This window comes from Azospirillum brasilense (assembly GCF_022023855.1).
GTDB lineage: Bacteria > Pseudomonadota > Alphaproteobacteria > Azospirillales > Azospirillaceae > Azospirillum > Azospirillum brasilense_F.
In genome coordinates, this window is the sequence record NZ_CP059453.1 from 389,769 (window position 1) to 416,367 (window position 26,599).

Genomic DNA, 26,599 nt, shown 5'->3' on the forward strand with positions numbered 1-26,599 from the left:
GCGTCCGTCTTCCTTAAAGTGAGAGGGCCGGCTCGGCCGGGGCGGCGTCGATGCCCAGCGCGTGGGCCATGTCGCTTGCGGCGCGGTGCAGGACCGGCAACCGGTCGGCCACCGATTCCCGCGACAGCCGGACCTTGGGCGCCTGCACCGCCAGGGCGGCGACCATCCGCCCGGCACCGTCGCGGATCGGCACCGCCGCGCAGAAGACGCCCGGCATGTATTCCTCGTCGTCGAGGGAGTGGCCGCAGGCGGCGATGCGCTCCAGCTCGGCGCGGAACAGCGCCGGGTCGCACAACGTCGCCGCGGACATCCGGGGCAGTGGCAGGCAATCCAGCAGGCGCCGCCGCGGCAACTCCGGCAGGAAGGCAAGGAACAGCTTGCCCATTGCCGTGCAATGCAGCGGCACCCGCGACCCGACGCCGAATTCCAGCCGCAGCGGCCAGTTTTCCACCTCGACGCGGTCGAGATAGACGACGTCGCCGCCCTCCAGCACGCCGATGTTGCAGGTCTCCCCCAACTCCAGGCTGAGCGCCCGCAGCCGGGCGTGCGACGGCGCCTGGGCCAGGGAACTGCGCAGCGTGTTGAGCGCCAGAGTGCGCAGTTTCGGGCCGACGGTCACCAGCCGGCCGTCGAACGGGCGGGCGAGGAAGCCGCGCTCCTCCAGCATGGCGATCAGCCGGTGCGCGGTCGGCTTCGGCAGGGCCAGCTTCTCGGCGATGTCCTTGACGGCCATCGGCTGCCCTGCCCCGGCCACCGCGTCCAGCAAGGCCAGGACGCGGTCGGCGAGCGGCCGGCGGTCACCAGAGTTCGTATCGGCGGCGTCTTCGGTTGTCGGTTCGCGGGGCTCCTGCAACGGAGCGGAGCCCAAGGCGATCTTCCGCGTCATCGTTCCTCCCCGTGACTGGAAGCGTATCGCTCGGCCTCTTGGTCTCATTCAGCGATACGATTTGTATCATTAACTCACAGGACCCTGAGTCGCGCAAGCCCAAAAAGTTCGTGTACCCAATTATCCATGCATACGGGGGCATGCCCGGCCGGCATCCCGCGGCTCGGGCGATGAAACGTCCGGTTTTGAAAAACGATGGGGAGGGAGGCTATCCGAACTGCGCGGACAGGGCCTCGGCGCCGCGGCGGAGGATGGGCAGGACCTGATCGACGCGGTCGTGCGACAGCCGGACCTTCGGCGCCTGCACGGCGATGGCCGCCACCGTCCGGCCCGTGGAGGACAAGATCGGCACCGCCACGCAGAAGACGCCCACCACATACTCCTCGTCGTCGAGCGAATAGCCGCGCACGGCAATGCGCTCCAGTTCGGCGGCCAGGGCCTGCGGGTCGGTGAGGGTGTGGGCGGTCTGCGCGGAGAAAGGGCCGGAGGCGAGCAGGCGGCTGCGCATGCCGTCCGGCAGGGTGGCGAGGAACAGCTTGCCCATGGCCGTGCAGTGCATCGGCACGCGCGATCCCACGCCGAACTGGAGGCGCAGGGGCCAGTGCTCGACCTCCACGCGGTCGAGATAGACGACGTCGCCGCCGTCGAGAACACCGACGTTGCAGGTTTCCCCCAACTCGGCGCTGACCTTGCGCAGCACGGAGCGGACCGGCGCGCGGGACAGCGAGGCGCGCAGAATGCCGACCGCCAGGCGCGCCGCCTCGACGCCGATGATGACGTCGCGCGTTTCCAGATCCCGCGCCAGAAGCCCCTTCTCGATCAGGCCGTTGACGAGGCGGTGGGCGGTCGGCTTGGGCAGGCCGAGCGTCGCCCCGATGGTCTTGACCGCCAGCGGACCGGAGGCCGACGCGACCAGTTCCAAGATGGCGAAGGTCCGGTCGGTAGCGGCGGCCTTCGGCTTGGCCGCGTCATCGATGGCGTTGGCGGCGTCGGGAGTCTTCGTGCTGCGCGTTTTCAAGGTTCGCCTGTCCTGGCGGTTTCAGCGTCTCATTGAGTGAGACGTGACGCATATAGACCGGCTGCTTTGCGCAGGCAATAGGCAACGGGGGCTGAGCGCGGGGGGACAGCATTTGAAGTCCCCTCTCCCCCAGGGGAGAGGGTTAGGGTGAGGGGGTTGCGCTTGTGCCGGACGTACCGCCAAGCACATCCCCCTCACCGGCCCTCCGGGCCACCCTCTTCCCAGAGGGGAGAGGGTTATAGAGACCACGTGCAATAGCCCTGGGCGTAAGCTCGGGCTCTGAATGGGATGCCGTGCCGGTGCGCCCAAACGCCCGATCCATCCGCCGCTCGCAGAGAAAAAATTTTGCTTTAAACGCTTATAGAGCGAAAAAATTTTCTACATCGAAGCGACCTTCCGACCAAAAAAGTAAAAAATTCTCATACGAACCATGCGATATTGAGAATCACTACAGGGGCTTCGCGAAAATTGCTGAAGCGTGAGTCTAAAAAGAAAAACAACAAGTAAAATCCTAGTTGTTCTAGGTTTTTACGTAAGAAAGAGGGACTTCCGTTGTCGACTTCATTTCCTCCATGGCGAACATCGACGAGACATCCTGAAGCTCGATGCGCTCGATGAGCTTTCGATAGAAAGCGTCGTAGGCCTTGATGTCCGGAATGACCACCCGCAGCAGATAATCGATTTCGCCGCTCAAACGATAGAGATCGACAACCTCCGGTATGTCGGCCACCACGCGGCGGAACTCCTCCAGCCATTCCGCCGAGTGTTTGCTGGTTCGGACGGCCACGAAGACGGTCACGTCGACGTTCAGCTTGGCCCGGTCCAGCAACGCCACGCGGCGGCGGACATAACCTTCCTGTTCAAGGCGTTGCACGCGGCGCCAACAGGGAGTGGCGGACAGGCCGACCTGCTTGCCGAGGTCGGCGAGCGACAGGGTCGCGTCGGCCTGAAGGGCGGCCAGGATCTTCCGGTCGGTGGCGTCGATGGTCATTGGGGTTGCTCGGGGCCTTCGCGGTTGGGACGGATGATTTTGCTCGTTTGGCCGGTCTTGAGAAAAGCTTTTTCGTTTTGAGGAATTTGCATGCACCCGCATGCCGCCACCGCGGGCAGACCGCCCAGCCTTTGAGCACGGGCGACGGTCGCCACCACAGGGCCAGAACAGGGCCGAGACAGGGCCAACACAGGAAAGATCAGGATGATGACCGACACCATCGCAACGGACAAAGCCCCGGCCGCCATCGGCCCCTACGCCCAGGCCCGCGTCGCCGGGGGGCTGCTGTTCGTCTCCGGCCAGCTGCCGATCGACCCGGCCACCGGGGCCTTCGCCGGCCCGGACGCGCCGACCCAGGCGGCGCGCAGCCTGACCAACATCGCGGCGATCGCCGAGGCCGCCGGAACCAGCCTGGCGAAGGCGGTGAAGATGACCGTCTACGTGACCGACCTCACCCAGTTCAAGGCGGTGAACGAGGTCTATGCCGGCTTCTTCCAGGCGCCGTTCCCCGCCCGCTCGACCGTCGAGGTGTCGGCGCTGCCGCTCGGCGCGTCGGTCGAGATCGACGCCGTCATCGCGCTTTGAGGGTGACATGACCGCTTCCGCGCAGACCGTGCCGTTTCCTCCCAACGCCGGTTCGATCCGTCAGCCGTTCCGCCTCGAACACACCCCGCTGCCCGAGGCCACCGGCCGCGACTGGACCCGGCGCGCGATCGAGCTGCTGGAGACCGAGGCGGCGCGGTCGCCCGACACGCCGCTGCTCAAGCTCGACGCGCCCGAGCTGTCCGGGATCGACGTCTATCTGAAGGACGAATCGACCCACCCCACCGGCAGCCTGAAGCACCGCGTCGCGCGGTCGCTGCTGCTGTTCGCCATCTGCAACGGGCGGATCGGCGAGGGCACGCCGGTGATCGAGGCGTCGTCGGGGTCCACCGCGGTGTCGGAAGCCTATTTCGCCCGGCTGCTCGGCCTGCCCTTCCACGCGGTGATGCCGCGCGGCACCTCGGACGAGAAGGTCGCCGCCATCGAGCTGCACGGCGGGCGCTGCCACTTCGTCGAATCCTCCAAGGCGATCTACGCCGAGGCGGCGGCGCTGGCGGTGCGGCTGGGCGGCGTCTATCTCGACCAGTTCACCTACGCCGAGCGCGCCACCGACTGGCGCACCGACAACATCGCCCAGTCGATCTTCGGCCAGATGCGCAGCGAGCGCCACCCGGTGCCCGACTGGATCGTGATGAGCGCCGGCACCGGCGGCACCGCCGCCACCATCGGGCGCCACATCCGCTACCGCCATCTGCCGACCCGGCTGTGCGTTCCCGACGCCGAGCATTCGGTCTTCTACGAGAGCTTCGTCAACCGCGACGCCGCGCTGACCTGCGAGCGCGGGTCGCGCATCGAGGGCATCGGGCGGCCCCGCGTCGAACCGTCCTTCATCCCCGAGGTCGTCGACCAGATGATCAAGGTGCCCGACGTGGCGTCGCTGGCGGCGATGCGGGTGCTGTCGCGGCGGCTGGGCCGGATGGTCGGCGGGTCCACCGGGACGAACTTCTTCGGGCTGTGCTGGATCGCCGGACGGATGCGCGACGCCGGGCGGGCCGGTTCGCTGGTCACGCTGATCTGCGATTCCGGCGAGCGCTACCGCAACACCTACCACGACGACGCCTGGATGGCGCGGGCCGGTTTCGACACCGCCGCCGACGAGGCGCGGATCGAGGCCTTCCTTCAGGGCGGCCCGTCCCTCTGAAGCAAAAAGAACAAGCGCTTTAAAAAAACAAAAATCGCCACCGCAAGACACTTGGCAAAAAAACAGGAGCATTCACCGATGGACGAGTTTCGCACACTTCTGCGCAACGCGATGAAGAGCCGCGCGATGGTCTATGAGGCGGCCTTCGACGAGATGCGCAAGGAGATCGGCGAGGAGAAGGCCCGGGAGATCATGGCGCGCACCATCTATCGCCGGGGTGCGGCCATCGCCCACAACTTCGCGCCCCACGCCCCGGCCGATCTGGCAGGCCTGCGCGACTCCTTCCTGAAATTCATCCCCGACGCCGAGGCCCAGTTCGGCCCCGAGGTCGTGCGCTGCACCGACGAGGTGCTGGAGATCCGCTTCCACACCTGTCCGCTGAAGGAAGCCTGGCTGGAAGCCAACCTGCCGGCGCAGACGGTGGAGACGCTCTGCGAACTCGCCGGCGCGGTCGACAAGGGCACCTTCGAGACCGCCGGCTTCGAGATCGAAGTCGACACCTGGAAGCCGGGCCGCAGCACCTGCTGCCACCTGACGATCACGCCGGGCGCCGCCGCGCCGGCTGCCGCGAATTGACCGTCCAGCCTCGCCGACAGGGGAACCGAATCATGAGGAAGAACGCCATTCTCGGCGCCATTCTGGGCGCCATGCTGGCCACCACCGCCGTCCAGGCCGCCGACCGCGAGATTGTCATCGGCTATCAGGCGCCGCTCAGCGGCGACCGCAGCCAGTATGGCGAGATGTTCCGCAACGCCGCCCAGATCAAGCTGGAGGAGTTCAACGCCTCGGGCAAGCTGGCCGGCGCCAAGGTCGCCATCACCTTCGAGGACAGCAAGGACGATCCCAAGGAGGCGCGCAACATCGCGCACAAATTCCTCGACAACTCCAAGATCGTCGGGGTGATCGGCGACTTCTCCTCCACCGTGTCGATGGCGGCGGGCGAGATCTACGCGGCTGAGAAGATGCCGCAGCTCTCCCAGACCGCCTCGCATCCCGATTTCACCAAGCTCAGCCCCTGGCAGTTCCGCAACATCACCACCCAGGCCTTCGAAGGCCCATACAACGCCGACTGGATCATCGCGGCGGACAAGAAGACGGCGGCGGTGATCTACATTCAGAACGACTGGGGCATCTCGGCGCTCGACGGTTTCGTCAGCGGTTTTAAGGCCAAGGGCGGCAAGATCACCGCCACCGAGGCGTTCAACCCCGGCAACCGCGATTTCCGCTCCATCCTGACCAAGGTCGCCCGGCAGAAGCCGGACGTGATCTACCTCGCGATGTTCTACGAGGAGGGGGCCGCCTTCGCCCAGCAGCGCGAGCAGCTCGGCATCAAGATCCCGCTCTACGGCACCAGCTCCCTCTATTCGCCCAAGCTGATCGAGCTGGGGCGTGAATCGGTGGAGGGGCTGCACCTCGCCACCACCTTCACGCCCGACAACCCCGACCCGGCGGTGCAGACCTTCGTGAAGGAATACGCCGCGCGCTTCAAGTCGGAGCCCGGCATGTTCGCCGCCCAGGCCTACGACGCGGTCGGCATCATGCTGGACGCCGTCGCCAAGGCCGGCCCGTCGGTGACGCGCGAGAGCCTGCGCGACGCGCTGGCCGCCACCACCGACTATCCCGGCGTGACCGGCGCCACCAGCTTCGACCCCGTCACCCGCGAGCCGGCGAAGGCGCTGGCCAAGATGATGGTGAAGGACGGCCGCTTCCAGGTCGTGACCGGTCCCTGACCGGTACCGTCTAAGGACGCCCCAGGGCTTTCCACACGATCCTCCTTTCGGGACACACGCCGTGGTGCGCGCTCCGCCGGGACCGGCGGGCGCGCTCCCCGAAGCCTGGAGCACGCCATGGTCTTCGATGTCTTCTTCCTTCAGCAGGTCATCAACGGCCTGTCCATCGGGTGCGTCTACGCCCTGATGGCGATCGGCTTCACGCTGATCTTCGGCGTCCTGAACGTCGTCAACTTCGCCCACGGTGAGGTCTACACCATCGGCGCCTTCGTCGGTCTGATGGTCATCACCGCGATGGCCCCGCCGCTGCTGGCGGTGGTGCCGCTGGTTCTGGCGGTGGGTGCGGTGTCCGGCGTCGGGCTGGAGCGCATCGCCTTCCGCCCCTTCCGCCGCTTCACCGACGAGGCCAGCCAGAAATCCCGCGCCATGCGCGAGGCGACGCTGCTCTCCTCGCTCGCCGTGTCGATCGTGACGCGCGAGATCATGATGCACATCTTCGGCGGCGACATGCAGGGCATCCCGTCCGGCTACCTGCTGCAGCAGCCGGTCGCCATCGGGCCGATCATGGTGGCCAGCGGCAGCCTGGTCATCTTCGCCACCTCCGCCGTCATGCTGGGCGCGTTGCAGTTCCTGCTCTACCGCACCCAGACCGGCCTCGGCATCCGTGCGGTGTCCAACAACCAGCTCGGCGCCCGCTACGTCGGCATCAACACCGACCGCACCATCGTCACCACCTTCGCGGTCGGCTCGATGCTGGGCGCCACGGCGGGAATCCTGGTCGGCCTCTATGACGGCGCCATCTCGCCGCACATGGGCTTCGCGCCGGGCGTCAAGGCCTTCGTCGCCATGGTGATGGGCGGCCTGTCGAGCATTCCGGGGGCGGTCGCCTGCGCCCTGCTGCTCGGCGTGTCGGAGAGCATTGCGACCGAGTTCCTGTCGAGCGGCTGGAAGGACCTGATCACCTACAGCCTTCTGGTCATCACGCTGGTCTTCTTCCCGCAAGGATTGTTCGGACATGGACGTGAACGTGCCTGACGCCCGGCTGATGCCGGACACCCTCGCGCCGCCCGCCGCGTTTTCCGGGCGAGGCCGGCGGTTCGCCTGGACCCTCCTCCTGCTGGCGGTCGCCTTCGGCGCCGTGCCCGCCGCGATCGTCGGCACCGGGTCCAGCTACCTCGCCCAGATCGCCATCACGACGATGATCTTCGTCATCTTGTCGGCCAGCCTGAACCATGTGACGGGCACCGCCGGGCTGCTGTCGATCGGCCACGCCGCCTTCTACGGCATCGGCGCCTACGCGGCGGCGCTGCTGTCGACCAGGCTCGGCCTGCCCTTCGTCGTCACGCTGCCGGCGGCGGGGCTGATCGCCGCGCTGTTCGGCTTCCTGGTGGCGCTGCCGACCATGCGGCTGGTCAGCATCTACTTCGCCGTCGCCACGCTGGGCATCGGCGAGATGATCTACGTGGTTCTGCTGAACTGGGTGGACGTGACGCGCGGCCCGATGGGCATCCGCGGCATCCCGCCGATCTCGCTGTTCGGCTGGCAGGCCGACACGCTGCTCAGCCGCTATCTGGCGGTCGCGGTCATCGCCGTCGCCTGCGTCTGGGTGCTGCACCGGCTGACCCACTCCTACTACGGCAACGCGCTGCGGGCTCTGCGCGAGGACGACCAGTGCGCCGACAGCATGGGCATCAACGTGGAGCGGCTGAAGATCGAGTCCTTCGTCGTCGCCACCTTCTTCGCCGGCATCGCCGGGGCGCTGCTCGCCCACACCTCCGCCTACATCGCGCCGGACAACTTCCGCTTCATGGAATCGATCCTGATCCTGGCGATGGTGGTGGTCGGCGGGCTGGGCAGCCTTCCCGGCGCCGTCGTCGGCGCCCTGTTCATGATCGTCCTGCCGGAGGCGCTGCGCGACATCGGCGATTACCGCATGATCGCCGTCGGGGCGACCATGTTCCTGTCCATCCTGCTGCTGCCCAAGGGCATGCTGGCGGAAGGCACCGCGCTGGGCTTCGTCCGCCGCTCCTTCTCCCGCGGCTGGGCCACCATCGCCGGCGGCACGCCCGTCGGCTGGAAGTGAGGCGGATCATGAGCAACACGCTTCTCTCCATCCAGGGGCTGACCCGGCGCTTCGGCGGCCTGCTGGCGGTCAGCGACGTCAGCGCCACCATCGCCAAGGGCGAGCTGGTCGGGCTGATCGGCCCCAACGGCGCCGGCAAGACCACCCTGTTCAACCTGATCACCGGCTTCACCCCGCCGTCGGACGGCACCGTGACCTTCGACGGGCAGGACGTCACGGGGCGCAAGCCCTGGCAGATCGCCCGCATGGGCATGGGCCGCACCTTCCAGAACCTGCGCGTCTTCCCCAACATGACGGTGTTCGACAACGTGTCGGTCGGGGCGGTCGGCGCCTTCGGCCAGTCGCCCTGGCGGGCGCTGGTCAACGGCGGCGCCCACAGCCGCGCGGTCAGCGAGCGCAGCTGGGAGGCGCTGGAGCGCGTCGGCCTGACCGCCCAGGCCGGGGACATCGCCGCCAACCTGTCCTACGGCAAGCGCAAGTATCTGGAGATCGCCCGCGCCCTGGCGACCGCGCCCCGCCTGCTGATCCTCGACGAGCCGGCGGCGGGCCTGAACGACACCGAGACGGCGGAGTTGGCCGACTTCATCCGCCGCCTGCACGCGGGCGGCGTCACCGTGCTGCTGGTGGAGCACGACATGGGGCTGGTGATGGGAAGCTGCAGCCGGGTGATCGTCCTGGCGTCCGGCCGCAAGATCGCCGACGGCACGCCGGAGGCGGTGCAGCGCGACCCCGCCGTCCTCGAAGCCTATCTGGGAGTGGAAGACGATGCCGCTTGACGCTGCACACGCCATCGCCACCCGCCGCATCCTGGAGGTCCGCGACCTGACGGTGCGCATGGGACCGCAGGAGATCCTGCGCGGCGTCTCGCTCGACGTGGCCGAGGGGGCCATCGTTGCCGTGCTGGGCGCCAATGGCGTCGGCAAGACCACGCTGATGCGCGCCTTGTCCGGCATCTACCGCACCAGCGGCGGCGCCACCGTCTTCGACGGCGAGGACATGACCGACAGCCCCAGCCACGAGGTGGTGCGCCGCGGCCTTGCCCAGGCGCCGGAGGGGCGGCAGATCTTCGGCACCATGACGGTGCGGGAGAACCTGCTGCTGGGCGGGCGGACGCTGCGTCACGACCGTGCCGCCCGCATGGAGCGGATGCTGGAGCTGTTCCCCCGCCTGCGCGAGCGGCTGACCCAGAAGGCGGGATCGCTGTCGGGCGGCGAGCAGCAGATGCTGTGCATCGCCCGCGCCCTGATGTCGAAGCCCCGCCTGCTGCTGCTCGATGAGCCGTCGCTCGGCCTCGCGCCGATGGTGGTGAAGCAGATCTTCGACCTGCTGGTCCAGATCCGCGGAGAGGGCACCTCGATCCTGCTGGTGGAGCAGAACGCCCGCGCCGCGCTGCGCGTCGCCGATCACGCCTATGTCATGGAGGCGGGAAGGGTGACACTCTCGGGCAGCGCCGCCGATCTGGCCGCCGACCCGCGCGTGCGGGCGGCCTATCTCGGCGGCTGACTGAAGAAGGATCGCAGCGATGACCACCGACACCGAAAACGCCGCTCCCGCGTCTGCTCCCCTGCCCATCCTGGAGCGGCGGCGCATCGAGGCGGCCTTCGCCAAGGCGCTCTACGACCAGCTCCTGCCCGAGATCGGGCGGGAGCGGGCGCGCGCCGTGCTCGCCCGCGCCATCGAGGTGATGGCCCGCGAGGCCGGCGCCGCCATGGCGGCGGAGGACCGCGCCACCCGCGGCACCGCCGACCTCGCCACCTTCCACGAGCGGCTGGCCCTGTGGACCGCCGGGGACGCCCTGCGGTTGGAGGTGATCGAGAGCGCCCCCGACCGGCTGGGCTTCAACGTCACCCGCTGCCGCTACGCCGAAAGCTACCGCGCCATGGGCGTGGAGGAGATCGGCGACATCCTGTCCTGCAACCGGGACGGCGAGTTCATGTGTGGCTACCGGCCCGATGTCCGCTTCACCCGCACCCAGACCATCATGCAGGGCGCCAGCCACTGCGACTTCCGCTACAGCCTGCCGGCGGGCGGACCCCAGGAGTCCCCGGAATGACCATCCCCGCGAACGTCCGCCTGCACCCCGCCGCCGAGGCCCTGGCCCCGGAGATGCGGCAGTGGCGGCACCATCTGCACGCCCATCCCGAAACCGCCTTCGAGGAGCACGAGACCGCCGCCTTCGTCGCGGACAAGCTGCGCGCCTTCGGGCTGGAGGTGGCGACGGGGCTGGGGCGCACCGGCGTGGTCGGCACGCTGAAGGGCCGCCGCCCCGGCGGCCGGGCCATCGCGCTGCGCGCCGACATGGACGCGCTGCACATCCACGAGACCAACGACTTCGCCCACCGCTCGGTCAATCCGGGGCGGATGCACGCCTGCGGCCACGACGGCCACACCACCATGCTGCTGGGAGCCACCAAGGTCCTGGCCGACGATCCCGACTTCGCCGGGACGCTGCACGTCATCTTCCAGCCGGCCGAGGAGAACGAGGGCGGCGCCCGCGAGATGGTCGCGGAGGGGCTGTTCGAGCGGTTCCCGGTGGACGGCGTCTACGGCATGCACAACTGGCCGGGCCTGCCGCTCGGGCAGATCGCGCTGCGGCCGGGGCCGATGATGGGCAGCTACGACATCTTCGAGGTGACGGTCCACGGCAAGGGCAGCCATGCCGCCATGCCGCATCTCGGCCACGACCCGATGACTGCCGCCGGCCATCTGCTGACCACCCTGCAGACCATCCCCGGCCGCAGCCTGCACCCGCTGGACAGCGCCGTGGTCTCCACCACCTGGATCACCGGCGGCGACACCTGGAACGTCATCCCGGCGGAAGTGACGCTGCGCGGCACCGTCCGCGCCTTCAAGGAGGGGGTGCAGGACGTGGTCGAGGCGCGGCTGCGCGCCTTGGCCGAGCACACCGCCGCCGCCTTCGGCTGCACCGCCAGCGTGCGCTACGAGCGGCGCTACCCGGCGACCGTCAACAGCGCCGCCGAGACCGCGCTGTGCGCCCGCGTCGCCGCCGCGCTGGTCGGGGAGGAGAACATCGACCACGATCCGATGCCCTCCATGGGGGCGGAGGATTTCGCCTTCATGCTGAAGGAGCGGCCGGGCTGCTACGTCTGGCTGGGCAACGGGCCCACGGATGGCGGCTGCCTGCTGCACAACCCCGGCTACGACTTCAACGACGCCAACCTGGCCATCGGCGCCAGCTATTGGGTGGCGCTGGCGAAGACGCTGCTGGTGGAGGAGGGGACGCGATGAGCGCGCTTCTCAAACCGCTGCTGGACGTGCCGTTGCCGGAGTCCCACTGGGCGGCCAGCGCCGTGGCCGGCCCGGAGAGCGGCCCGCTGGACGGGGCGGTCCGGGTGGACGTGGCGGTGGTCGGGGCGGGCGTCACCGGCCTGTCCACGGCGATCCATCTGGCCGAGCGGGGCGTGCGCGTGGCGGTGCTGGAGGCGCGCGAGCCGGGCTTCGGCGGGTCGGGCCGCAACAACGGCCAGATCATCCCGACGCTGTCGCGCCTCGACCCCGTCAACCTGACGGCGGCCTACGGCGAGGCGAAGGGATCGGCGCTGGCCCGCATGGTCGGCGGCTCGGCGGCGCTGGTTTTCGACCTGATCGAACGCTACCAGATGCGTTGCGACGGCGTGCAGAAGGGCTGGATACAGCCGGCCCACCGGCCGGGCCGCATGGCGGCGGCCGAGCAGCGGGTCGCGCAATGGCGGGCGCTGGGGGCGGAGGTCGCGCTGCTTGACGCGGCGCAGACGGAACGGGCGCTGGGCACGCGCTTCTGGCACGGCGCCATGGTCGCCCCGACCGGCGGGCATGTGAACCCGCTGTCGCTGGCCCGCGAGATGGCGCGGGCCGCCCTCGGGCTGGGCGTCGCCATCCACAGCGACACGGCCGTCGCCGCCATCGACCGCGTCGGAACCGCTTGGCGGCTGACCACGCCGCGCGGCAGCGTGACCGCCGACCGCGTCGTTCTGGCGACCAACGCCTACACCGACGATCTGTGGCCGGGGCTGCGCCGCTCCGTCGTGCCGGTGCTGAACTTCCAGATGGTGACGGAGCCGCTGCCCGCCGCCCTGCGCGCCAGCGTGCTGCCCTCCGACATGGCGTGCAGCGACACCCGCGGCGACCTGCATTTCTTCCGCTGGACCGCCGACAACCGTCTGGTTTCCGGCTGCACCCTGGTGCGGTCGGCCGATGCCGAGCGGCGGGCGCGGGAGCGCACGCGGGAGCGCATCCGCCGCGTCTTCCCCCAGATCGGCAATCTAGCCATCGCGCGGAGCTGGAGCGGGCATCTGGCGATGACCGCCGATTTCCGGCCCCATTTCCACGAGCTGGCGCCCGGCGTGACCGGGGCGGTGGGCTACAACGGGCGCGGCATGGCGCTGGGCACCGCCGTGGGCAGCGAATTGGCGCGCCATGCCATGGGAACGGGCGCGCCGGAGCTGGCCTTGCCCTTCACCCCGGTGAAGCCGCTGCCCTTCCACGATCTGGTGACGCGCTTCTCCCGGCTCTACATGCTGCATCTGCGCCGATTGGACCGCAAGGACTGAGGGGTGGGCGACAATCCCTCTCCCTCCCCAGGGAGAAGGGATGCCGTCCGGCGGTTGACAGTGCGGGGTTGGCCCGGCCACTGTGGCGCCATCCCGAAGCGGCCCCACGCGGATTGCCCCGGCTCATGGCCACCGTCTCCGAAGCCCTGTCCATCGCGCTCGACCATCACATCGCCGGGCGGGTGGCGGAGGCGGAAACCCTCTACGGCCGGATTCTGGAGGCGGTCCCCGGCCATCCCGACGCCAGCCATCTGATGGGGCTGCTGCTTGCCCAGACCGGGCGGGTCACGGCGGCGCTCGCCCATCTCGACGCCGCCGTGGCGGGCGATCCGGCATCGCCGGTCTACCATCTCAACCGCGGCAAGGTTCAGGACGCGCTCGGACGGACCGCGGACGCGGCGGCGAGCTGGCGCGCCGCGCTGCACCTGCAACCGGATCACGCGGAGGCGGCGGAGCGGCTGGTCTCGGCGCTCCGCGTGTTGGCCGAGACCGCTTTCGATTCCGGTACCCTGGCCTCCGCCGCGGCGCTTTACGAACGGGTGCTGGCGCTTGATCCGCAAAACCTGTCCGCCGCCTTCGATGCGGCGATGGCGGGCAAGGGGCTTGGACGGCTGGAGGAGGCCGCCCGGCTGGCCGGAGTCGCGGCCCGGCTCGACCCGACGCTGCTGCGCGCCCGCATGGCCGGGGCGGAGTCCTGGCAGGCGCTCGGCCGGTCGGAGCAAGCCATGGCAGCGTTGCGTCCGGCGCTGGTCCTGGACCCGGCACACGGGGACTGTTGGGCGAGCCTGTGCCTGCTCCACAACGAGCTGGGGCAGCGCGGTGCGTCGGTCGCAGCGGGGCGGCGAGCGGCGCTGGCCGCGCCCACCGACACCGGGCTGCTGGTCCGGCTCGCCGCCGCCCAGCAGATCGCCGAGAAGCCGCGCGCGGCGCTGGCGGCGGCACGGCGCGGCCTGTCGCTCGACCCCGCCTCGCCGGAGCTGCATCTTGCCCTCGGCGCGGCGCTCGACGCGGTGCACGCGCTGGAGGGGGCCGGGCGGGCGCTGGACCGCGCCGGCCGGCTGCGTCCCGGCGACGCGGCGGCGCTGGCCGAACATGGCCGGCTGTGCGAGCGCGCCGGCTTGGCGGAACGGGCGGCGGCGCTGCTGCAACGGGCGCTCGCCGCGCGTCCGGACGACGGGGAGTCCTGGGTGGCGCTTGGCCGCGCCGCGCTGCGACGGGGCGATGCGGCCTGGGCCGGGCGCTGTGCGCATCGGGCGCTGCGGCTCACTCCCGGCCTGCCCACCGGCCTGCTTCTGGCCGGCGAGGTCCGCGAGGCGCAGGGGGCCGACCGCGAGGCGCTGGCGCTCTACGACCGGGCGATCGCCGCCGCACCGGGCATCGGCACGGGCTTCTCCCGCCGGGCAATGCTGCTGCTGCGCCGGGCCATAGGCGACGTGCCGTCGCCGCGCCAACCGTCAGGCAAGCGGCGGCTGTCGGTGTCCACGCTCGGCGATGCGGGACGCTTCGGCAACCAGCTCCTCCAATACGGGTATCTGCGCGTCTGCGCGGAGCGCAACGGGATGGAGCTGGAAACGCCGGAGTGGATCGGTCGTCATCTCTACGGTCTGGACGATCCGCTTCCCGGCCCGCCGCTGCCCAGCCTGCACGAGGAGGACTGCGGCGTTCCGGCGCTGCTGGACGGGCGGGCGCTGGCGGATGCGGACGGTCACGACGTGGTCGGCTACTTCTGCGGCGACACCACGCCGCTGGCCCTCCATCGCGAGCGGTTCCGCGCCCTCTTCACGCCGGTCGGCGCGATGGCGGAGCGCGCCGCGGCGGCGCTGGACAGGTTGCGGGCGCGCGGGCGGACCCTGGTGGCGATCCATCTGCGTCGCGGCGATTTCGGCCGGAACGACCGGTTCTGGATCGCGCCGGAGGGCTGGTATCTCGATTGGCTGGCCGACCTGTGGCCCAGGCTGGACCGGCCGGTGCTTTACCTCGCCACCGACGCGCCGGAGCTGGCGGAGCGCTTCAGCCGCTACCGCCCCGTCCTCGCCGGCGACCTGGGAACGCCGCTGCCGGGGGCGGAGTTCTTCACCGACCACTGGATTCTGTCGCGGGCCGATCATGTCGCCGTGTCCAACAGCTCCTTCTCGGTGACGGCGGCGATGCTGAACCCGGCGCTGCGCCCCGCCCTGCGCCCCGACCGCGAACGGGCGCGGCTGGTGCCCTTCGATCCCTGGAACGGGCCGGTGCTGCTTCCCTGACGAGTGTCAGCCGGGACGGCGGACGTAGAGCGCGTCGCCCCAGCTGTGATGGTAGGGGCTGATCTCGGCGACGCGGTCGAAGCCGTGGGCGAACAGGATGTCGTCCACATCGGCGGCGAGGCCCGAGCCCTCATACAGCTCCGCGTAGCTCACCTCGGTCACCACCGCGTCGAATCGGGGCAGCAGATCGCCGCAGCCGTTGAGAATTCGGCGTTCCGAGCCCTGCGCGTCGATCACCAGCACGTTGAAACCCTCCGGCGCGAGGCCGTTGGACGCCAGCAGGTTCGGCAGGGTCCGGGTTTCCACCTCGATGACTTCGTCGACGGTGATGTGGGGATAGACGGCCAGATGGCCGGTCGGCTCCAGCAGGGAGCTGGACTGGCGGCTCGACATGCGGGAAAAGCGCGCCCGCCCGGCCGTGTCGGACACCGCGGCGTTCAGGCAGACGACATCGCCGTTGCCGGCGAAACGGGCCTGGAGCGTGGCGAAGGTCGCCGGGTCCGCCTCGACGAACAGGACGCGGGCACCGCCGGCCTCCTGGTAGTTGGCGTATTCCTCGCCCTCATGGGCGCCGACATGGATGATGCCGCGCGGCACGACGCCGTGGCGGGGAAACAGGTCCTTGTAGCGGAACATGCCCTGGCTGCGCGCGAACAGCCGGTTCCAGTGCCGGGGGGCGACCGCCATGTGCGTGCCGCCGCGCCCGTCCTCCGGTGGCGTGCCGCGGAATTGCAGATTGCGGTCGGCGAAGCGGAACAGCGAATAGCCATGGGCTTGAAGGCGCGCGTACAGCGCTGCCAGTTGCCCGCCGGACTCGGCCTCGTCAAACTGGAGGAAGTCGATGCGGCGCAGGCGCAGCAGATCAGCGGCACCGTCCAGCATAGCCAGGGCGTTGCTGCAGCCCTCCAGAATCAGCCAGTCGATGTGGCGCGGCCCGACCGGACCGCACCACGCGTCGAGTCCCGGCGCGGTGGATGGCAGGGCAAGGCACGCCCGGCCGGCGGCGGAGTCCGTCCAACGCCCGGCACCGGTTCCGACCGCCACCAGGGTGGCCTCGGGCGGCAGGAAGGCTTTTTGAAGCGGGAGTCCGGGAAGGGTGGGGGGCTCGTGCTGCATCTCATCACCGCCATGGGCCTGATCGACAGTCCCAAGGGATGATCGCAGCCGCTTCCCGTCGCCTTGGCACGGTGGCCATTGTGGAAGCGGACGCGGGGCGGGTCAACGGCACCGCCCCGATCGCATCGCTGAACGGCGTCAGGCCGCGCGGTGGAGGAAGCCCAGATGCTGCGGCGCCAGGGTGGAGGCCCACTCCTCAGCCGCGTCCTGCGCCTCGCGGCGGGTGGCGAACCAGCGGGCGTCGGGGGTCCAGCTCAGCCCCTCATGCTCCGCGTGCCAGTTCCACCAGCCGTCGGTGGCCTCGCAGACCGTCAGCATCACGCCGAACGCGGATTCCAGGGCGCGGGCGCCGGTCTTAGCCTTTTCGTTATGCCAGTCCATAAGCGTTACTCCAGATGTCCTGCCTTTCGGCATAGCATAGTTCGGTAGACGAACAAAACCAAAAACGGAGGAGGCTGCTCGGGATTGTCGATCCGGACGCTGCGTCCCCTCACTCCGGTAAGGACGCAAACGCCGTGGACTGCGTGACTATTCCATGGCGCGTGCGGCGCGCGCGTTGGGCGGCGCGATGTCCCAGCCGGACGGTCGTGATTCCCAACGCGATTCCCACGGCGTTCCCAGCCAGATCGGACAGGCTGGCCTCGCGTCCCGGGACGAAGGATTGCGCCACCTCGATGGCGGCACCGAGCGCGAAGACCGCCAGCACCGCCAGGACGGCGGCGCGCCGGTTGGCGCTGGCCAGGATGCCGAGCAGGGTGAGGAGCCCGAAGGCCCCGGCATGCACCAGCTTGTCGAAGCCGTAAAGGCCGCTGGGCGCCAACTGCGGTTGCAGCGCGGCCCAGAAGGCGATCCCCGTGAGGCCGAGAAGGGCGCCAAGCGCCAACCGGCGCCAGAGAAGGGGAAGTGGGCGGAACGTCATGACGGCCTCCTGCGACGAAGGCCATCCTGCGCGGAACAGTCTCAAGAGCCGGTTAACCGCCCGATGTCCGCGCTGTGACATCAGGCGGGCAAGGCTCGTTTCAGGAACCGGTCGCCAGCCCCATGGCAATGCCGCGCGCTTCGGTGAAGGCGGCGCGCTGCTGCACCAGCGTCCCGTCGGCGTAGACGCCCCAGCCGCTCTGCGAGCCGGTGGCGTGGTAACGGATTTCGATCCGGCGGTGACAGTCCTGCATCACGAAGTGACACGGACTGATCTTCTTCCACATGGACACCATCGGCATGTCGGGCACCCATCCAAGCGATGAATTACGATGACTGTACCAATGGCCGATTATGGTTGCCGTGATATTAACGAGACGGCGTTCGATTCCCGCGCAAAATGGGTAGTGGCCTGTTCAGGCGTGGTTTTTCCGAGTTTCCAGGCATCCGGGAGCGACCTGGACCGGCTTTCCGGGGAGGGGCATATGCCCGATGGGAGGACGTGCCTCGGACTTCATTGGTTAATATTCTACTAACGGACGGGTAGCCGGCCCGCCAACGATAGGGTAGGGTTGCTCATCTCAATCACCTTCGAGAGTGACTGGACGATGCAATCGGTCTCCATCTTTCTGATCGACGCCAACAAACTTTTCCGCGAAGGCATGAAGGCCCTCTTCTCGGAAGGGGAGTTCCGCATCACGAAAGAGGCCGCCAGTTTCAGCGACGTACCGCCGCCGGGCATGATGGAGGGCGACATGCCCGAGCTGATCATGATGGACCCGGCTTCCGCCAACGGCACGGTCCAGGCCGTCACCGTCCTGCGGGAGCAGTATCCGAGCGCGCGGCTCGTCCTTCTGGCCAGCCACCTCGACGCCCAGGAAATGGCCAACGCCATCCAGGCCGGCGCCGACGCCTTCCTGATGAAGGACATTTCCCCGGCCGCGCTGGCGCAGTCGCTGCGTCTGGTGATGATCGGCGAAAAGGTCTTCCCGACCCATCTCGCCGCCCTTCTCATCACCGGCAAGGCCGGCGCCAACACCAGCGCCAACGGCCCGACCGCGGCCAAGGGCCTGTCGCAGCGCGAGACGCAGATCCTGGAGCGCCTGCTTCAGGGTGACAGCAACAAGATGATCGCCAATCATCTGAACATCACCGAAGCGACGGTGAAGGTTCACCTGAAGAGCCTGCTGCGCAAGATCAACGCCTCCAACCGTACCCAGGCGGCCATCTGGGCGCTGGAGAACGGCTTCGGCGGCAAGGTCGAAAAGCCGATGGAAGCCGTCGCCTAAGGTTCAGGACGCCGCGCCATCCCGGAATCCGGTGGCTTCGAAGCCGTCAGGCTGGAAAAGTCAGAACGAAGCGGGTTCCGGGGCGGCCGCCCTGATCGGGGCGGTCGATCTCCAGCTTTCCGCCGAGCTGGCGCACCAGACCGTGGACCAGCGTCATGCCCATGCCCTGCCCCGACCCGGCGGGCTTCATGGTGCCGGCGCCGTCCGGCAGGCCGGACCCGTCGTCGGTCACCGTCAGCCGGCGGTCGTCGCTGCAGGCTTCGAACCGCACCGTCACCGTCCCCTGCTGGTGCGCGCCGAAGGCGTGCTTCAGGGCGTTCAGCACCAGCTCCGTCACGATCAGCCCCATGGACGAGGCCTGCGCGGCGGGCATCGGGATGCCGTGCGCGGCGTCGATGACCAGCGTGCAGCGGCCCGAATCGATGAAGGCGCCGGTCAGGCTTTCCCCCAGCCGTTGCAGATAGTCGGCCGCGTCGAGCGTGGCGAGGTCGTTGCGTGTCGCCTCGAACAGGCGGCGCTGCACCAGCGCCATCGCCTGGATTCGTGAAAAGGCCTGCTCCACCGCCTTGCGCGCCGCCGGGTCGGTGACCGTGGCGGTCTGCATCGACACCAGCCCGTGCAGAAGCTGGAAGCTGTTCATGATGCGGTGGCTCATCTCGTGGGCCACCAGCTCGCTGCGGCGGGCCTCGTCCAGCGCCGCGGCCAAGCCCTGCGCCGCCCGCTTTTCCGCGTCGATGTCGCTGACCACGGCGACCACGCCGGTGATCCGCCCCTCGCTGTCGCGCAGCGGGGCCGCCGACACGCGCGTCCAATGCTCCGTCCCGTCGGCGGCGCGGTGCAGGAAATCCATGCCGGGCACCACGATCTCGCCCCTCAAAGCGCGCGCGCCCGAGAAATCCTTGCGCTCGACCGGCTGCCCGTCGGGGTGGAAGGCGCGCCAACGCGCCGCCTCCCGGTCGTCGGCGGAGGGTAGGGAACCGTTGGTGTAGTCGCGCATCAGCCGGTTGTTGCGGGTGGTGCGGCCCTGCGTGTCGTAGACGGCGACGCCGACCGGCAGATGCTCCAGAACCGAGGACAGCAGCGCCTCGCTGGACTGGCGCTCCCGCTCCGTCCGGTCCCGCTCGATCAGCAGGGCGGCGGTATGGGTCAGCAGATCCACCGACTCCAGGTCCAGCGGGCCGGGCGCGCAGGGGGTGGCGTGGTAGATGGTGAAGGCGCCCAGCACCGTCCCATTGACCGCGCGGATCGGGGTGGACCAGCAGGCGGCGATGCCATGCTCCCGCGTCAGCGCGTGGTAGGGCGCCCAGCGCGGGTCCAGCGCCACATTCTCGACCACGACCCGTTCCCCGCTGTGGGCGGCCAGACCGCAGGAGGGGGCTTGCGGCCCGATCTCGAACCCATCCACCACCCGCGTGTAGGTGTCCGGCAGGCCCGCCGCCACGCCGAAGCGCAGGCTGAGACCGCCCTCGTCCACCAGAAAGATGGCCGCCCGCGCGCCGAGCTGTTCGGCGCCCGCCCGGACCAGCAAGGCCAACACCTCGTCCAGCCCGGCGCCGCCGATTGCCCGCTCCAGGGCGGTCTTCTGGGCGAGCAGCAGCCGTTCCGATCGTCGGGCGCCGCCGCTGTCCCGCTCCGCCCCATGATTGTCCACTGTGCCGTCGCCTTTGCGCCTGATGCCGCGCCCCGCGGGGCCATGGCATGTTACGCGTCCACCCCCAGCCGCGCCAGAGAATGCGGCAATGGCTTTGGTTGAACGCAAAATTCGCACGGACATGCCCGCGCCGGTTGGTGTCGTCAGTTGACGTCTTCGGGGTAGGGGGGCGAGGTGCGCCAGGAGAACAGCGTCATCGCCCGGTAGCTCTGCTCCCCCGACAGGCCGTAGGCCGGCTCCGTCGAGGCGACCAGGGCGCCGCTCCGGTTGTCGTAGGCGAAGGCGGAGAATTTCGCGACCGCCTGGTTCTCGGTGGAACTGTAGACCGACGCTTCGGGCAAGGTGATCGTGCCGGGCAGGGTGATGGGGGGAATGCCCAGCACCGTCTTGCTCTGGTTCACCGATAGGGCGCCCAGCCGGATCTCGATGATCGTGTCGGCGGCGGCCCGGTCGGGGACGAGGCGGATGCCCTGGCGCAGCAGCGATTCCTTGATCGCGCTGGCAGCGTATTTGGCGTCGGTGCCGTCGAAATTGCCGGTGTCGAGGAAGGCGCGCTTGTCCGCCGGCAGCTCCAGCCGCAGCCGGTTGGCGGCGTTGTCGGCGGCGCTGGAGATCAGGAGCTGTTCGGTGGCGGTCCGGGACGGAAGGCTTTCCTTCACATCGGTGCATCCGGCGGCCAGAGCCGCGGTGGCCGCCAGCGCTGCAAGGATCATCGGTCTGTTGCGGGGCATTCGGGTCCTCGTGCTTTTCGCCTCCGGCTTCTCAGGTTCGCCCGGTCTGGGCAAGGGAGAGATTTGGGACCAGCCCCACACGCCGAACAAACGAAACGCGCCGGACAAAAAAAAGCCACGCACGGGAACCGCACGTGGCCTGAGTCTAGGGAGGAAACGCCCTATAGAGCGTGCTGCCGAGGCAGCAAAAGAAAGATAGGGTCGACGAGGCGTTCTGTCCAGGGGTTATGTAAACGTTTTCATCTCAACGACGCTTTCGCAGCGCTGTTACGCCGTCACCACGGTACTGACCGGACGCTTCAGAAATCGCAGCGCGACCGCCGTTGTGACCGTCCCGGCGACCAGCGCCACGACGTAACCCGCCAGATGGGTTACGGCGTTGGGGATGGGCAGGACGAAGATGCCGCCGTGCGGAACCTTCAGCTCGGCCCCGATGCCCATGGAGACGGCGCCGGTCAGCGCCGCGCCGAGCACCAGCGCCGGGATGACGCGCAGCGGGTCGCGGGCGGCAAAGGGGATGGCGCCCTCGGTGATGAAGGCGATGCCCAGGATGCCCGCGGCGTTGCCGGCCTCCCGCTCCTCCCGGGTGAAGCGGTCGGCGAACAGCTTGGTGGCGAGCGCGATGCCGAGCGGCGGCACCATGCCGGCGGCCATGGCGGCGGCCATCGGGGTGTAGACCTGGGACGCGATCAGGCCGGTGGAGAAGGCGTAGGCGGCCTTGTTGACCGGCCCACCCATGTCGAAGGCCATCATGGCGCCGATCAGCAGGCCGAGCAGGATCGCGCTGCTGCCCTGCATACCCTTCAGCCAGGCACTCAGCGTCGCCAGGGCCTCGGCCACCGGGGCGCCGACCACGTAGATCATGGCGAGGCCGGTGATCAGCGAGCCGAGCAGCGGCAGGATGAGCACCGGCTTCAGCCCCTCCAGATTCTTGTGCAGCTTGATGTTGCGGTTGAGGAAGCTGGTGGCGTAACCGGCGATGAAGCCCGCGACGATGCCGCCGAGGAAGCCGGCGCCGAGGTTGGCGGCCAGGATGCCGCCGACCATGCCCGGCGTGATGCCCGGCCGGTCGGCGATGGAGAAGGCGATGTAGCCGGCCAGCGCCGGGACCATCAGCGCGAAGGCGCCCTTGGCCCCGATCTGGAACAGCGCGTTGCCCAGCGTGCCCTGCTGGCTGTCCTCGAACACGTAGATGCCGCCGAGCGCGAAGGCGATGGCGATCAGCAGGCCGCCGGTCACCACGAAGGGCAGCATGAAGGACACGCCGGTCATCAGATGCTTGTAGGGACCGCTGCGCTGCGCCGCCGTCCGCTCCACCTTGGCCGCCGCCACGCCGTCGGCGAGCGCCGGAGCCGCGCCGTGGGGCTGTGCCTCGGCCAGCGCGCGTTCGACCAGGGCGCGCCCGTCGTTGATGGCGGGCTTGGTGCCGCTCTTGAAGACGCGCTTGCCGGCGAAGCGGGCGAGGTCCACCTGCGTGTCGGCGGCGATCAGCACGACGTCGGCCTCGCGGATCTCCTGCTCGGTCAGCGTGTCGCGCGCGCCGACCGAGCCCTGCGTCTCCACCCGCACGGCGTGGCCCAGCGCCTGGGCGGCCTGCTGGATGCCCTCCGCCGCCATGAAGGTGTGGGCGATGCCGGTGGGGCAGGAGGTGATGGCGACGATCTTCTTCGTCCCCGCCTGCGCCGGAGCTTGGGCCGGGACGGACGCGAGCGCCTGCTCCAGCACGGCCCGCGCGTCGCGCAGCACGGCGTCGAGCGCCGCGGCGCTGCGCTTCAGCCCAGCGAAGCGCTCCTCGCCCAGATCGCCGGAACCGACGAGAATGACGCCTTGCGCGCCCTGCGCCGCCCCGGTGGGCAGCGTGTTGCGCACGCCGAGGCTGGAGCGCACCTCCACCTGGATGGTGTGGCCGAGCGCCGCCGCGGCTTTGCGCAGCGCTTCGGCGGCCAGGACGGCCTGGGTGCTGAGATCGCCCGCCGCGATCACGGCCAGCATATTCGCCATGGTTTCCTCCCTGGGCGGACACCCGCCCCACTCATTTCGTTACAGCGTTGAGAGTTCGACCTGTCCGGCCAGCGCGCGAACCGCGTCCGCCCCCGGCAGGTTGGGTCCGAAGCAGCCGAGCTTCGCCGTGGCGAAGGCCACCGACAGGCGGGCGACGCCCTCCAGCGGCGCGTCCGCGCCGAAGGCGGCGATCAGCCCCGCCACCATGGCGTCGCCGGCCCCCACCGTGCTCAGCGCGTTGACCGCGGGCAGCCGGGCGTGCAGAGCCGGGCCGTCGGCCACGAACAGCGCGCCGTCCGCCCCCAGCGAGACCACCACGACCGCCACGCCGTTCCGGTGCAGGCCGCGCGCCGCCTCCAGAAGGTCGGCGGTGGCGGGCAGCGGCGCGCCGGCCCAGGCTTCCAGCTCGTGCCGGTTCGGCTTGATGCAGAAGGGCAGGTCCGGGGCGGCTAGCGCCGCCGCCAACGGCGGGCCGCTGCTGTCCAACACCACGCGGGCGCCCTGGGCGCGCAGGTCCGCCGTCAGCGTCGCGTAGCTGTCCGCCGGCAGCCCGTCCGGCAGGCTTCCCGCCAGCAGGACCGGCGTGCTTGGCAGGACCAGCTCGCGCAGGGTGCGGCGGACGCGGTCGAGCGCGTCGGCGTCGGCGGTCAGACCGGGCAGGTTGAGGTCGGTGGTGTCGGCGGCGGCGAGGTCGGCGATCTTGACGTTGACGCGCGTCTCGCCGGGCAGCCGGACGAAGCGGTCGGCAATGCCCTTGGCGGCGAACAGCGCCTCGAAGGCCGCTGCGTTGCCGCTGCCCAGCAGGCCGGTGGCGACCACCGGCGTGCCCCAGTCGGCGAGGCAGCTCGCCACGTTCACGCCCTTGCCGCCGGCGTTGCGCCGCACGGCGCTTGCCCGGTGCACATGGCCGGGGCGCAGCGCCTCCACCGTGATGGTCTGGTCGATGGCCGGGTTCAGCGTGACGGTGACGACGGGCCGGATGTCCTCTTCGGGCGTGCTCATGCCGCGCCTCCGTCGAGCGCGCGCACCGCGTCGGCGGTCTCGCACTCCAGCGCCCGTTGTGCGGCGTCCTGCAGGGCGGACAGGTCGCTGCCGCGCAGCCGGTCCTTCACCGCGGGGATGTCGCGCGGCGTCATCGACAGCTCGCGCACGCCGAGCCCGGTCAGCAGGGCCGCGCCGAAGGGGTCGCCGGCGATGCCGCCGCAGACGCCGACCCAGCGGCCGTGCCGCTCCGCCCCCTCCACCGTCAGGCGGATCAGCCGCAGGACGGCGGGGTGCAGGCTGTCGGCCTCCGCCGCCAGTTCGGGATGCTGGCGGTCGATGGCCAGCGCGTATTGCGTCAGGTCGTTGGTGCCGATGGAGAAGAAATCGACATGGCGGGCCAGAACGTCGGCCTGGATGGCCGCCGCCGGAACCTCGACCATGATGCCCAGCGGCACGGCGGGGGCGTCCAGCTCCGCCCGGATGCGGTCGCAGGCGGCGCGCAGGGCCTGCACCTCGCCCAGCGCCGTGATCATCGGGAACATGATCGACAGGGCTCCGCCGTCCTTGGCCCCACCATCTTTGGCAGCGCGGTACAGGGCGCGGAGCTGCGTCTCCAGAAGCTCGGGCTTGCGCAGCAGCAGGCGGGCGCCGCGCACGCCGAGGAAGGGGTTTTCCTCGTGGGGAAGCTGGAGGTGCGGCACCTGCTTGTCGCCGCCGATGTCGAGCGCGCGGACGATCAGCGGGCGGCCCTCCAAGGCGGTCAGCATGCCGCGGTAGGTCTCGTACTGCTCGTCCTCGCTCGGGGCGTCGCCGCGCTCCAGGAACAGGAACTCGGTGCGCATCAGACCGACGCTCTCCGCCCCTTGCGACAGGGCGACGGCCACCTGATCGGGCCGGTTGACGTTGGCGCCGATCTCCACCTCGTGGCCGTCGCGGGTGCGGGCGGGCAGGCCGCGCCGGGCCTCCTCCTCCGCCTTGCGGACCTCTTCCCGCGCGATCCAGGTGCGGGCGTCGGCAATGTCGGCCTCGGCGGGGGACAGGTGCAGGCGCCCGGTCTGGCCATCGAGGATGGCCGGGGTGCCGTTCGCCAGCTCCATCAGCGCCGCGCCGCCCGCCACCATCGCGGGAAGGCCCAGCGTGCGTGCCAGGATAGCTGTGTGGGAGGTCGGGCCGCCCAGCGCCGTCGCCAGCCCGATCACCCGCGCCATGTCCAGCGCCGCCGTGTCGGAGGGCGACAAGTCCTCGGCGATCAGGATGCAGGGGGTGTCCGGCAGGTCCGGCGCGCCGCCGGTGCGCAGCGCCGGGTCGATCCGCGCCAGCACGCGCTGGCCGACGTCGCGCAGGTCGGCGGCGCGGGCCGCCAGCACCGGGTTGTCGAGCGCGGCCAGCCCGGCGGCGGTGCGCTCCACCGCCTGATGCCAGGACCAGGCGACGCCGTGCCCCTCGACCATCAGCTGGCAGGCCAGCGTCACGAGGTCGGTGTCGTTCAGGATCTCCGCCTGGGCGGTGAAGATCGCCGCTTCGGAAGGCCCGAGCCGGCGGGCGGTGTCGTCGGCCAGCACCTTCAGGGTCTGGCGGGTCAGGCTCAGCGCCTCGTGCAGGCGGTCGCCGCCCTCGATCAGCGGGACCGGCTCATCGGGCACGGACACGACGGCGCGCGGCAGCACATGCACCGGGCCGATGGCGAGGCCGGGGCTGGCGGCGATTCCCGGCACGGCGGGCAGCGGGTTCGGCGGGGTCCAGCCGCGCGTGGGCGCGCGGGTCTTCTGCGCCGCGGCGGCGGCGTCCGCCTTCTCCCGCGCGGTCAGCCGGGTGATGGTCGCCTTCATACGGGCCAGCGCCGCCACCGCGTCCTCGCCCTCCGCTGAGACGACCACGCTGTCGCCGGCCCGCAGGCCGAGCTGGAGCAGCGCCACCAGCGCCTTGGCGTCGGCCACCAGATCCCCGTGGCGGACCTGGATGCGGGCGGCGGACGCGCGCGCCGTCTCCACCCAGGCGGTGGCCGGGCGGGCGTGCAGGCCGGTGGGGTAGTCGACCACCCAGTCGAACCGCTCCCCCAGATCGCTGCCCGGCGTGGTGGGGGCAGCGGCGGGGGCGTCCTCGCTGAGGGCGGCGGCGAGGGCGGCGGGGTCGGTGACGGTGAACAGGGCGGTCAGCCGCGCCTCGTCCTGCATCAGCCGGGTCAGGCGGCGCAGCACGGCGATGTGGGCGTCGGACTGGGCGGCGATGGCGACCACCAGATGGGCCGTCTGGCCGGGATTCCATGCGATGCCGCCCGGCACCTGGAGGACGGCGATGCCGCTGCGGCGGACCATGCCGCGGTCCTCGACCATGCCGTGGGGGATGGCGACGCCATGGCCGAGGAAGGTGTTCGCCACCGCTTCCCGGTGCAGCATGCTGGCGGCGTAGGCCGGGTCGATGCAGCCGGCGGCGATCAGGAGCTGTGCGGCCTCGCGGATCGCCTCCTCCTTGCCGGCCGGGCTGGCGTTCAGCCGAAGCAGGTCGGGCCGCAGCAGATCGGTGGGCAATCCGGTAGGCATGATGGCGGTGTTGGTGTCGGGGGCCATGGCGGGTCCGTCTCCTCCGTTCGGTTTGGCGCCGGGCGGTCTTGGGTGTCGTCCTTGCAGCGCTGTTATTGAAAACGATTACATCCGGTCGTGT

At 70.0% G+C, this 26,599-nt stretch carries 25 protein-coding genes; 13 read left to right on the top strand and 12 right to left on the bottom strand.

Annotated elements, in window-relative coordinates; genetic code table 11:
• Positions 1-13: 13 nt before the first annotated feature.
• The 3 genes from H1Q64_RS31520 to H1Q64_RS31530 all read right to left on the bottom strand — a co-directional run bounded on the left by H1Q64_RS31520 (position 14) and on the right by H1Q64_RS31530 (position 2,889).
• Positions 14-886 carry an IclR family transcriptional regulator gene (locus H1Q64_RS31520; protein WP_237907781.1) on the bottom strand — a complete coding sequence of 291 codons (873 nt, stop codon included), beginning with the start codon at positions 884-886 and terminating at the stop codon, positions 14-16.
• Between the two features lie 208 nt (positions 887-1,094).
• Complete coding sequence (locus H1Q64_RS31525; RefSeq protein WP_237907782.1) at positions 1,095-1,904, bottom strand: IclR family transcriptional regulator; 810 nt, start codon at positions 1,902-1,904, stop codon at positions 1,095-1,097.
• A gap of 520 nt (positions 1,905-2,424) precedes the next feature.
• The gene (locus H1Q64_RS31530) at positions 2,425-2,889 is read right to left on the bottom strand and encodes an Lrp/AsnC family transcriptional regulator (RefSeq protein ID WP_085557996.1); all 465 of its coding nucleotides are present in this window, start codon (positions 2,887-2,889) and stop codon (positions 2,425-2,427) included.
• A 213-nt stretch (positions 2,890-3,102) separates the two neighbouring features.
• Here H1Q64_RS31530 and H1Q64_RS31535 point away from each other — a divergent pair, with 213 nt between their 5' ends.
• The 12 genes from H1Q64_RS31535 (at position 3,103) to H1Q64_RS31590 (ending at position 15,248) form a co-directional block, all read left to right on the top strand.
• A complete protein-coding gene (locus H1Q64_RS31535; RefSeq protein WP_040138336.1) occupies positions 3,103-3,480 on the top strand; it encodes a Rid family detoxifying hydrolase in 378 nt (125 codons plus the stop codon).
• A gap of 7 nt (positions 3,481-3,487) precedes the next feature.
• Entirely contained in the window at positions 3,488-4,639 is a 1,152-nt protein-coding gene (locus H1Q64_RS31540; RefSeq protein WP_237907783.1) for a PLP-dependent cysteine synthase family protein, read from the top strand.
• A gap of 78 nt (positions 4,640-4,717) precedes the next feature.
• Positions 4,718-5,215 (top strand): L-2-amino-thiazoline-4-carboxylic acid hydrolase, encoded by a 498-nt coding sequence (locus tag H1Q64_RS31545; protein ID WP_237907784.1) that lies wholly within the window; start codon positions 4,718-4,720, stop codon positions 5,213-5,215.
• 32 nt (positions 5,216-5,247) lie between these two features.
• On the top strand, positions 5,248-6,369 hold the full coding sequence (locus H1Q64_RS31550; RefSeq protein WP_237907785.1) for an ABC transporter substrate-binding protein: 1,122 nt from the start codon (positions 5,248-5,250) through the stop codon (positions 6,367-6,369).
• Positions 6,370-6,486: 117 nt separating this feature from the next.
• Positions 6,487-7,404, top strand: a complete 918-nt coding sequence (locus H1Q64_RS31555; RefSeq protein ID WP_114861323.1) for a branched-chain amino acid ABC transporter permease — start codon at positions 6,487-6,489, stop codon at positions 7,402-7,404.
• On the top strand, positions 7,385-8,452 hold the full coding sequence (locus H1Q64_RS31560) for a branched-chain amino acid ABC transporter permease (protein WP_109068443.1): 1,068 nt from the start codon (positions 7,385-7,387) through the stop codon (positions 8,450-8,452). The genes H1Q64_RS31555 and H1Q64_RS31560 overlap by 20 nt, the downstream gene beginning before the upstream one ends.
• Before the next feature lie 8 nt (positions 8,453-8,460).
• On the top strand, positions 8,461-9,228 hold the full coding sequence (locus H1Q64_RS31565; RefSeq protein WP_094307113.1) for an ABC transporter ATP-binding protein: 768 nt from the start codon (positions 8,461-8,463) through the stop codon (positions 9,226-9,228).
• Positions 9,218-9,955, top strand: coding sequence for an ABC transporter ATP-binding protein (locus tag H1Q64_RS31570; RefSeq protein WP_237907786.1), 738 nt, complete (start codon positions 9,218-9,220; stop codon positions 9,953-9,955). Before H1Q64_RS31565 ends, H1Q64_RS31570 begins: the two co-directional genes overlap by 11 nt.
• 19 nt (positions 9,956-9,974) lie before the next feature.
• Positions 9,975-10,505 (top strand): L-2-amino-thiazoline-4-carboxylic acid hydrolase, encoded by a 531-nt coding sequence (locus tag H1Q64_RS31575; protein ID WP_051658725.1) that lies wholly within the window; start codon positions 9,975-9,977, stop codon positions 10,503-10,505.
• Positions 10,502-11,701 (top strand): M20 aminoacylase family protein, encoded by a 1,200-nt coding sequence (locus H1Q64_RS31580; protein ID WP_237907787.1) that lies wholly within the window; start codon positions 10,502-10,504, stop codon positions 11,699-11,701. Before H1Q64_RS31575 ends, H1Q64_RS31580 begins: the two co-directional genes overlap by 4 nt.
• Positions 11,698-13,002 (top strand): NAD(P)/FAD-dependent oxidoreductase, encoded by a 1,305-nt coding sequence (locus H1Q64_RS31585; RefSeq protein WP_237907788.1) that lies wholly within the window; start codon positions 11,698-11,700, stop codon positions 13,000-13,002. Before H1Q64_RS31580 ends, H1Q64_RS31585 begins: the two co-directional genes overlap by 4 nt.
• A 125-nt stretch (positions 13,003-13,127) precedes the next feature.
• Positions 13,128-15,248: a tetratricopeptide repeat protein gene (locus tag H1Q64_RS31590; RefSeq protein ID WP_237907789.1), complete on the top strand. Its 2,121-nt coding sequence runs from the start codon at positions 13,128-13,130 to the stop codon at positions 15,246-15,248.
• A 6-nt stretch (positions 15,249-15,254) separates the two neighbouring features.
• Here the strand turns inward: H1Q64_RS31590 and H1Q64_RS31595 are convergent, their stop codons facing one another.
• The 4 genes from H1Q64_RS31595 to H1Q64_RS31610 form a co-directional block, all read right to left on the bottom strand.
• Positions 15,255-16,364 (bottom strand): FkbM family methyltransferase, encoded by a 1,110-nt coding sequence (locus H1Q64_RS31595; protein WP_237907790.1) that lies wholly within the window; start codon positions 16,362-16,364, stop codon positions 15,255-15,257.
• A 138-nt stretch (positions 16,365-16,502) separates the two neighbouring features.
• Positions 16,503-16,745, bottom strand: coding sequence for a hypothetical protein (locus tag H1Q64_RS31600; RefSeq protein ID WP_040137885.1), 243 nt, complete (start codon positions 16,743-16,745; stop codon positions 16,503-16,505).
• A 109-nt stretch (positions 16,746-16,854) separates the two neighbouring features.
• Entirely contained in the window at positions 16,855-17,283 is a 429-nt protein-coding gene (locus H1Q64_RS31605; RefSeq protein ID WP_237907791.1) for a VanZ family protein, read from the bottom strand.
• A 100-nt stretch (positions 17,284-17,383) separates the two neighbouring features.
• On the bottom strand, positions 17,384-17,584 hold the full coding sequence (locus H1Q64_RS31610) for a hypothetical protein (protein ID WP_014200194.1): 201 nt from the start codon (positions 17,582-17,584) through the stop codon (positions 17,384-17,386).
• Positions 17,585-17,854: 270 nt separating this feature from the next.
• Here H1Q64_RS31610 and H1Q64_RS31615 point away from each other — a divergent pair, with 270 nt between their 5' ends.
• Positions 17,855-18,571, top strand: coding sequence for a response regulator transcription factor (locus tag H1Q64_RS31615; protein WP_330874645.1), 717 nt, complete (start codon positions 17,855-17,857; stop codon positions 18,569-18,571).
• A 46-nt stretch (positions 18,572-18,617) separates the two neighbouring features.
• Here the strand turns inward: H1Q64_RS31615 and H1Q64_RS31620 are convergent, their stop codons facing one another.
• From H1Q64_RS31620 to ptsP, 5 genes are all read right to left on the bottom strand, one after another.
• Positions 18,618-20,222, bottom strand: a complete 1,605-nt coding sequence (locus H1Q64_RS31620; RefSeq protein WP_237907792.1) for a sensor histidine kinase — start codon at positions 20,220-20,222, stop codon at positions 18,618-18,620.
• 143 nt (positions 20,223-20,365) lie between these two features.
• Positions 20,366-20,953 (bottom strand): DUF6655 family protein, encoded by a 588-nt coding sequence (locus H1Q64_RS31625; protein WP_237907793.1) that lies wholly within the window; start codon positions 20,951-20,953, stop codon positions 20,366-20,368.
• A gap of 267 nt (positions 20,954-21,220) precedes the next feature.
• The gene (locus H1Q64_RS31630) at positions 21,221-22,954 is read right to left on the bottom strand and encodes a fructose-specific PTS transporter subunit EIIC (RefSeq protein WP_237907794.1); all 1,734 of its coding nucleotides are present in this window, start codon (positions 22,952-22,954) and stop codon (positions 21,221-21,223) included.
• A 39-nt stretch (positions 22,955-22,993) separates the two neighbouring features.
• Positions 22,994-23,956 carry a 1-phosphofructokinase gene (pfkB, locus tag H1Q64_RS31635; protein ID WP_237907795.1) on the bottom strand — a complete coding sequence of 321 codons (963 nt, stop codon included), beginning with the start codon at positions 23,954-23,956 and terminating at the stop codon, positions 22,994-22,996.
• Positions 23,953-26,505, bottom strand: a complete 2,553-nt coding sequence (gene ptsP / locus H1Q64_RS31640; protein WP_237907796.1) for a phosphoenolpyruvate--protein phosphotransferase — start codon at positions 26,503-26,505, stop codon at positions 23,953-23,955. Before ptsP ends, pfkB begins: the two co-directional genes overlap by 4 nt.
• Between the last annotated feature and the right edge of the window lie 94 nt (positions 26,506-26,599).

What these genes read in the sequence shown, in the direction of transcription:
- H1Q64_RS31605 (WP_237907791.1), bottom strand. Translation starts at nt 17,283, where the DNA reads ATGACGTTCCGCCCACTTCCCCTTCTCTGGCGCCGGTTGGCGCTTGGC.
- H1Q64_RS31570 (WP_237907786.1), top strand. Translation starts at nt 9,218, where the DNA reads ATGCCGCTTGACGCTGCACACGCCATCGCCACCCGCCGCATCCTGGAG.
- H1Q64_RS31595 (WP_237907790.1), bottom strand. Translation starts at nt 16,364, where the DNA reads ATGCAGCACGAGCCCCCCACCCTTCCCGGACTCCCGCTTCAAAAAGCC.
- H1Q64_RS31520 (WP_237907781.1), bottom strand. Translation starts at nt 886, where the DNA reads ATGACGCGGAAGATCGCCTTGGGCTCCGCTCCGTTGCAGGAGCCCCGC.
- ptsP (WP_237907796.1), bottom strand. Translation starts at nt 26,505, where the DNA reads ATGGCCCCCGACACCAACACCGCCATCATGCCTACCGGATTGCCCACC.
- H1Q64_RS31545 (WP_237907784.1), top strand. Translation starts at nt 4,718, where the DNA reads ATGGACGAGTTTCGCACACTTCTGCGCAACGCGATGAAGAGCCGCGCG.
- H1Q64_RS31580 (WP_237907787.1), top strand. Translation starts at nt 10,502, where the DNA reads ATGACCATCCCCGCGAACGTCCGCCTGCACCCCGCCGCCGAGGCCCTG.
- H1Q64_RS31540 (WP_237907783.1), top strand. Translation starts at nt 3,488, where the DNA reads ATGACCGCTTCCGCGCAGACCGTGCCGTTTCCTCCCAACGCCGGTTCG.
- H1Q64_RS31625 (WP_237907793.1), bottom strand. Translation starts at nt 20,953, where the DNA reads ATGCCCCGCAACAGACCGATGATCCTTGCAGCGCTGGCGGCCACCGCG.
- H1Q64_RS31575 (WP_051658725.1), top strand. Translation starts at nt 9,975, where the DNA reads ATGACCACCGACACCGAAAACGCCGCTCCCGCGTCTGCTCCCCTGCCC.
- H1Q64_RS31535 (WP_040138336.1), top strand. Translation starts at nt 3,103, where the DNA reads ATGACCGACACCATCGCAACGGACAAAGCCCCGGCCGCCATCGGCCCC.
- pfkB (WP_237907795.1), bottom strand. Translation starts at nt 23,956, where the DNA reads ATGAGCACGCCCGAAGAGGACATCCGGCCCGTCGTCACCGTCACGCTG.
- H1Q64_RS31585 (WP_237907788.1), top strand. Translation starts at nt 11,698, where the DNA reads ATGAGCGCGCTTCTCAAACCGCTGCTGGACGTGCCGTTGCCGGAGTCC.
- H1Q64_RS31555 (WP_114861323.1), top strand. Translation starts at nt 6,487, where the DNA reads ATGGTCTTCGATGTCTTCTTCCTTCAGCAGGTCATCAACGGCCTGTCC.
- H1Q64_RS31630 (WP_237907794.1), bottom strand. Translation starts at nt 22,954, where the DNA reads ATGGCGAATATGCTGGCCGTGATCGCGGCGGGCGATCTCAGCACCCAG.
- H1Q64_RS31550 (WP_237907785.1), top strand. Translation starts at nt 5,248, where the DNA reads ATGAGGAAGAACGCCATTCTCGGCGCCATTCTGGGCGCCATGCTGGCC.
- H1Q64_RS31600 (WP_040137885.1), bottom strand. Translation starts at nt 16,745, where the DNA reads ATGGACTGGCATAACGAAAAGGCTAAGACCGGCGCCCGCGCCCTGGAA.
- H1Q64_RS31590 (WP_237907789.1), top strand. Translation starts at nt 13,128, where the DNA reads ATGGCCACCGTCTCCGAAGCCCTGTCCATCGCGCTCGACCATCACATC.
- H1Q64_RS31560 (WP_109068443.1), top strand. Translation starts at nt 7,385, where the DNA reads ATGGACGTGAACGTGCCTGACGCCCGGCTGATGCCGGACACCCTCGCG.
- H1Q64_RS31565 (WP_094307113.1), top strand. Translation starts at nt 8,461, where the DNA reads ATGAGCAACACGCTTCTCTCCATCCAGGGGCTGACCCGGCGCTTCGGC.
- H1Q64_RS31610 (WP_014200194.1), bottom strand. Translation starts at nt 17,584, where the DNA reads ATGCCGATGGTGTCCATGTGGAAGAAGATCAGTCCGTGTCACTTCGTG.